The 6,781-nt window shown below is 36.7% G+C and carries 4 protein-coding genes and 1 pseudogene; 3 read left to right on the forward strand and 2 right to left on the reverse strand.

The features are described from left to right. Positions 1-188: 188 nt before the first annotated feature. On the reverse strand, positions 189-1,913 hold the full coding sequence (locus tag IM477_RS09625) for a diflavin flavoprotein (RefSeq protein WP_287731531.1): 1,725 nt from the start codon (positions 1,911-1,913) through the stop codon (positions 189-191). 771 nt (positions 1,914-2,684) lie between these two features. On the opposite strand from IM477_RS09625, the gene IM477_RS09630 reads away from it, so the two are divergent. From IM477_RS09630 to IM477_RS09640, 3 genes and pseudogenes are all read left to right on the forward strand, one after another. After that, a complete protein-coding gene (locus IM477_RS09630; RefSeq protein WP_287731532.1) occupies positions 2,685-3,035 on the forward strand; it encodes a CU044_2847 family protein in 351 nt (116 codons plus the stop codon). Position 3,036: 1 nt separating this feature from the next. Continuing rightward, positions 3,037-3,624 (forward strand): Uma2 family endonuclease, encoded by a 588-nt coding sequence (locus IM477_RS09635; protein ID WP_287731533.1) that lies wholly within the window; start codon positions 3,037-3,039, stop codon positions 3,622-3,624. A gap of 35 nt (positions 3,625-3,659) precedes the next feature. After that, a pseudogene (locus tag IM477_RS09640) lies at positions 3,660-6,524 on the forward strand (HEAT repeat domain-containing protein); the annotation flags it as partial. Between the two features lie 143 nt (positions 6,525-6,667). Here the strand turns inward: IM477_RS09640 and IM477_RS09645 are convergent. Continuing rightward, the coding region (locus tag IM477_RS09645; RefSeq protein ID WP_130758671.1) for a transposase at positions 6,668-6,781 on the reverse strand (114 nt) is incomplete at its 5' end.

Genomic DNA, 6,781 nt, shown 5'->3' on the forward strand with positions numbered 1-6,781 from the left:
GGTTATTAAAAACTGATTATCTATTGCTCCTTTTGCCTATTGCAAGAGTGCCTATTGCCTCTCCTGATATGTAGCCTATACTCAACGGATTTAGTATGACTAACTGGTTGAGAGGTTAAACCATCTCAAAAGCTGAGAGTAAGCATCTTGATCTGTATTTTCTCAACCAGTCAAATCAAGCAAGAATCCTAATAATAATTACCGACTTTGCGGTGGTGAACAGCCGTTAAACCATCGGGTTTAGAAACGCGACCATCGGTGACTTTATTGTAAACAATCCAGTGGTCAGCACATTCCATACGACTAACTACCTCACATTCTAAATAAGCGAGGGCATCGGCTAAAATTGGGGAACCATTATTAGCGGTGCGAGTATTGACTCCTGCAAAACGATCTTCCCCAGGTCCGAAACGTTTTAAAAAGTGTTTCATCAGGGTTTGATAATTGCCTTCTTCCAGAATATTTAAAATGAATTGATCCCCCACTTGCAGTAAAGACTCGATCGCCCGATCTTTGGCCACAGCAACGGTAAAACCGGGAGGATCAAAACTTGCTTGAGTCACCCAAGAAGCGACCATTGCCCCGCTTCTGTCTCCTTTCTTGGTGGTAATAATATATAAACCACCGCTAATGCGTCCGATGGCTTTATCGAGGTCAGTATCGAGGGATTTTCTTTGTTTAACTTTTACCTCTTGGGTTAATAGTTGTCCCATATCTGTCCCCGCTTCTTCACAGCGTTGATAGAGACTCTCGTTAGGAGTTTCTGTGCTACGAATGGGATCGAAAGCTTTGGTTAAGCCAACTTCACGAAACTTATTAAATAGAGGTAAAATCGGTTCATCATCATCCCCTTGAGATTCAAACATTCCGAGGTATTGTTTGGGGTTAACCGAGGCGAGAATTGTGCCTAGATTCCCCGTAATTTCTTGGGCATGAATACCAGAAACGGGGGGAGTACCGATGACGATTCCCACCGCGGAAGAAGCTAATTCTTTTACCTCTTGGGGATCGGCGGATTTCAGGTCTAGAGTTTCTACGGCCACACCAGTTTTAGTAATACCTTTGGCAATAGATTGACAGAGGCGATCGCTATAACCATAATCGGAAACGTAGAAAACAGCGACGGTTTTTTCTGCCTTAGTTTGTGCCTGACTCCAATCACGATAATGGTTCAATAATTCGGTAATATTATGTTTTAATACCGGTCCATGACCATTAGCCACGAGATTAATATTACCTAGGGGTTCCATCCGTTTCATCGCCGCTAGTACGGAACGAGCATTAGGAGCCATTAAACATTCATAATAGAAACGATAATCCGGTTCAATAGCACTTAATTGCTCATCGTAAAGATCATCGGAACAGTAGTGCATTCCAAAAGCATCACAGGTAAATAAAATTCCCGAACCGTGATCGTAGGTAAAAATAGTATCGGGCCAGTGTAAATTAGGAGCATTAACAAATTCGAGAATGTGACCGTTGCCTAGGTCTAACTGATCGCCATTTTTGACCAGTTGACGTTGAAAGGGATGATGCACTAAATTCTCTAAAAACTGAATTGCTACTTTCGACCCAACGACGGTAATATTGGGAGCGAGTTGCAATATATCTCTGACTAACCCACTGTGATCGGGTTCGGTATGACTGATAATTAAATAATCAATTTCTTGGGGGTTAATTAATCCGTTGAGGCTATCAAAATATAGTTGACGGAATTTTTCGTGAGAGGTATCCACAAGGGCGATTTTTTCCCCACGAATCAGATAGGAGTTATAAGTCGTACCGTTTTGTAATCCGAATTCAATATCGAAGCGATCGCGATCCCAATCGAGGGAACGAATAGCGGTAGTGTCTGCGGTGAGATTGGCCACCTGCACGGTGAGACGTTTTGTTTTGACTGGTGTAGCAACCATCGAACCTCTCCTTATTGTTAAGTTTTTTATACTTTGTCTCTATTGTGCCACGAGAAAATTAAGTATGGAGATTTATTTTCTCAATAATTACTTATAAGTAGGGAGGCACAATTATTTGTAGGATGGGTTAGCGGTAGCGTAACATGATCGGGCGTTGGGTTTCATACTTCAACCCAACCTACGTTCATCTTATATTTAATTACACCCACCCACTTAACAGTTATCTTAATGGTCAGGTAGGAGTCGATCGTCGATACCGAATTAGCTTATACTTCATCTTTATGAGAAAATCTCCCTAGGTATCTGTGTGGGGAAATGGCTGTTATACAGTCCAGTCAAGTTAAATTTGACAACTAGCGATCGCTTTTCTGCGGGAACAGAGAATTAGACAAGAAATACTAATATTTTGTCGCCATTAGCTTTTAGCCGCAATTCAATTGAGTATAAAATAATCTCAGAAAAAGCCTCCAGAAAATGTAAAATCAACGATGAAAACAATCAGGTCGCTGACTCAGAGCTAGAGCCTCAAGGGTTTTCCGACGGTTCGTTGGTTGAGCCAGTGTGGGAGCAAATCCTTAGCAAATGAGCAATTCTGGTGTCTAGGGGAACAAGAGGAATTATCTCCTAGCAGCCAGATTCAGACAAGGAAGGCTGAAAATTTGCCATGCCCCTTGCCTACACCCTATTACTTGTCTTAGATGTCTGTATAATTTGCTACATTTTTAGATGCGCTTACCCTGCTAAATTACCACAAATTGAGGTTAGGATAAAATGTCAATAAAAACCACAGAAATACAAGCCTCCGATGGTGCAAAAATTTATATGCAGTACGAAGAAAGTGATAGGGAGCAATTGCAAGCAGTAGGATTTTTCGAGGATATAGAAGAAAGAACAAAAAATTTTCAAGCAGGAGTTACTAATATTGTTAATGAATATGCACAATTGTTATTAACTTCGATAAAACAGGGAGTTTCCCAAGCCAATCCACCCAGTAAGGTTACTTTAGAATTTGGGTTACAAGTTGGTGGCGAAACGGGGATTCCTTTGGTGACAAAAGGTTCAGCACAAGCTAATATTAAAGTTGCTATTGAATGGCAATTTAACCAAGATAAGGGAGGTTAGTATGCAAGTTCAAATCGAAAAACAGTATTACACGCCTGAAGAATATTGTCAGCTAGAAGAAATAGCAGAATACAAAAATGAATATCTAGATGGAGAAATTACTCCAATGGTAGGAGCAACTACTAATCATAATCTGATTGCTTTAAATTTCTGTAGGAATTTTCCGACTAAGATTAACAATCAAGATTATTGGGCTTTTATGAGTGATGTACGGTTATGGATGCCAAGATATCGCTTTTATACTTATCCTGATGTCATGGTGATTAAAGACAAACCATTATATGAAGGAAAAGGCACAAACACTGTAACTAATGCGTTAATCATTGTCGAGGTTTTATCGAAATCAACTAGAGATTATGACCGTACTGATAAGTTTAAGTTTTATCGCTCAATTCCTGAGTGTAAAGAATATATTTTGATTGATCAATACCGTTATTATGTTGAGCAGTTTTATCAACAAAATAATGGGGAGTGGTTGTTTAAAGCCTCTGAATCAGACAAAGATGCTTTAAGGTTTCATTCTGTGGATTTTCAAATGTCATTGCTGGATATTTATCAACGCATTGATTTTAATTTAACTGAAGAATAATGATTAAATCCAATCTCGACTATCTACAAGAATCAATGGTTAAAATCCTCAATGAAAAAGGGGATACGGTGGGTTCTGGGTTTATTATTCGAGAAGATGGTTATCTCATTACTTGTCATCATGTTATCTATCTTTTACCCGCCTTGAGAGTGAATTATCAAGGGAAAGAATACGAGGCGCAATGGTGTAAAGAATATTCTAATCCAGAAGTTGATATTGCAATTCTTAAAATTAAGATTGAGAATGCTAAACCTCTGAAGATTGTTAATTTTCAAGATGCGTTAAATTCCGTAACGGTTTATGGATTTCCTAGAGAAAAAGAGAAGAATTTTCCAGAAGGATTTGATGTTAATACCGATAAAATTGCTGTTAGTGCGCCTTTAAATGTGCTTTCGACTTATCCTAATTATAAGCTTGAATATGATAATTCTTGGAACAAATTACCTACTGATAAATCGAATTTTTTAGCTAGTCGAATTAATGCTAAGGTTGATAGAGGTACAAGCGGAGGTGCTGTTTTTTCGGAAGAATTAGGAGGAGTTTTAGGGGTTATTCAATCAAGTAAAACTGATGAAAGTTATGTAATTCGGTGGGATAATATTTTAGATATTTTAGATAAACTGGGGTTAGAACCTACCAAGAATGCTGTTTGTCAATTTTTAGAAAAAATTCAAGATGAATTTCAATATCTTAAATTTTTTCATACTCGTCAAAAAATCTCGTTATTAAAGCAATATATTCCTATTGAAGTTACTTTAGAAAGACGCTATAACCATGAGATTGAAACATGGCAAGCTTATACAGGTGATGAGGGAACATTAAAGAAAATCTATGCCTTAAAAGGGTTTACTGAGGAACAGCAACGGGAAGAAAACAAAAAAGTACAAGTTGATTGGGAAGAAGCCAAGGATAAACACAATAAAATGATGATTCTTGCTGATCCTGGAATGGGTAAATCAACTCTTTTAAGGATGGAAGCATTAAAAATTGCTAGGGAAGAATTAGGGAAGTTAGGTGTTAATACTCCTCAACCCTTCTTAAACAATCGGGAGAAGGTTAAGGTTAAGGATGTGATTCTTCCTTTGTATTTTCGGCTATCTGAGTTAGCAAATAAATTAGCAGAAAAAAATGATGATATTATTAACATAATACCTCAGTTAATTGATAAAAGTTTTCAGATTGAGTCTATTGTCAAAGAAAAGCTAGAACAGGGAAAATGTGTCTTATTTTTAGATGCTTTAGACGAAGTTTCTTCTGTGCAACTACATAAGCTAAATACAAAACTTGAGCATTTTTTAGATAATTCTCCTTGTAAAATTTATCTAACTTCTCGCATTGTGGGTTATAGTGGCAAATTTTCAGGGAAAGTTAAAGAGGTAGAAATTGTTCCCTTTACTGATAAAAAAATAGCTGAATATATCAAAACCTGGTTTGTTAATGCGGAAGATTATCTAGAGAATGATTTGGTATCAGCAGCAGGTTTAATTGAGGAGTTGAAAAATAAACCGCAAATTCAGGGTTTAGCACAAAATCCTTTATTACTTTCTTTGATTTGTAGTCTCTATCAAACTCAGGATTTAATTTTACCAGCAAAACGCAATGAAGTATATAGACAAGCAGTTGATTATATGCTGCGTGATTGGGTAGAAAATAGAAAGCTAGTATCACTATCAGGCGCAAAACGAATAGCTAAGATAAGATTATTAGAGATGGTGGCTTATGAATTATCTTGTCGAGAAGAAGAAATTTTTATTTTTAAAGAAGAAGACTTTTTTAATGTTTTAGAAAGATATTTACGTCATGAAGAAGTATCAACAATTTTCCGGGAATTAAATAGTGATGAATTGATGATACAGTTGTGCGAAGAAGATGGTATTATTCAGAAGTTTCATGAAAAAGGAGATCAATATCTATTTTTACATCGCACTTTCCAGGAGTATTTTACCGCTTGTTATCTTTATCAACGGATCAAGAAAAATCAAGAGGATGGAATTGCGTTAGTCAAGGCGCATTTCTGGGATCATGATTGGCATGAGACGATTATTTTGTTAGCGGGGATGATGTCTGATGCTAGTCTTTTGTTAGAAGCAATTTTACAGGAAAAAGATGATATTTTTGCGACTTTATTGATACTGGCTAGTAACTGTCTGGCGGAAAGTAAAAATATTCAAGATTCTCTGATTAATCAGATAGTCGATAAGCTTTATAAGGTGTGGCAGCGTGATTTTAGTTTAGAGTATATCAAAAAGACAATGGTGACATTAGGGAAGACTTTTCCCGTGATGAGAAGACGATTAGAAAACGCACTTAAGGATTCACCTTGGTATGTCAGAGATACTAGATTCAAGGCAGCAGGATTGTTAGGTGAAATCGGCAATCCTGAATCGATACCTGCTTTAAGTGCGGCATTAGATGATTCAGAAAACAGAATTAAAGGTTATGCAGAAGACGATATAAAAGAAATAAAGAGAGAACGTAAACCTATACTAGATTTTGAATTAGATTTGTATAAAGAAAAACAATTCAGAGGTTGGGCATTAAAAGCATTAGGAGAAATTGGCAATTCTGAAGCATTACCAACTATTATTCGGGCGTTAAATTATTCAGATTGGTTTAGAGATAATGCTGCAATAATTTTAGGAAAAATTAACAAAAAGCAATCTTTAGCTTTACCCTCTTTAATTTCAACACTATCTGATTCTGAAAAAAGTGTCAGATTTTGGGGGGTAAAAGCTCTAGGTGAAATTGGTATTGGTAATTCGGAAACAATACAAGCTTTGATTACAGCACTCAATGATGTGAAAACTAGAAACAATGCAGTAGAAGCGTTAAGTAAAATTAACAATTCAGCAGTAGTATCAGCTTTAATCGAGACAATTAAAAATTCAGATGGGGATTTCAGACGTTATGCAGGAATACCTTTGACTAAGATTAGTAATCCACAAGCAGTTTCGGCATTAATAGAAGAAGTAGTGAATCATTCAGATGTTTATATTAAATACTTTGCGGTAAAAGCTGGCTCTTCGTTACCCTTTATGCTAAATCAACAGACAAGATGCCAAGATAACATACTTCTAACCCAAAAATTCCGAAAGTTTCTAAAGCCATAGCCTCTCCGTTTTATTAGTTTAAGTTTATTGTTGATTCCCTCGACCAC

Origin of the sequence: Microcystis sp. M090S1, from assembly GCF_020246295.1 — a bacterium.
GTDB classification, from domain to species: Bacteria; Cyanobacteriota; Cyanobacteriia; order Cyanobacteriales; family Microcystaceae; genus Microcystis; species Microcystis aeruginosa.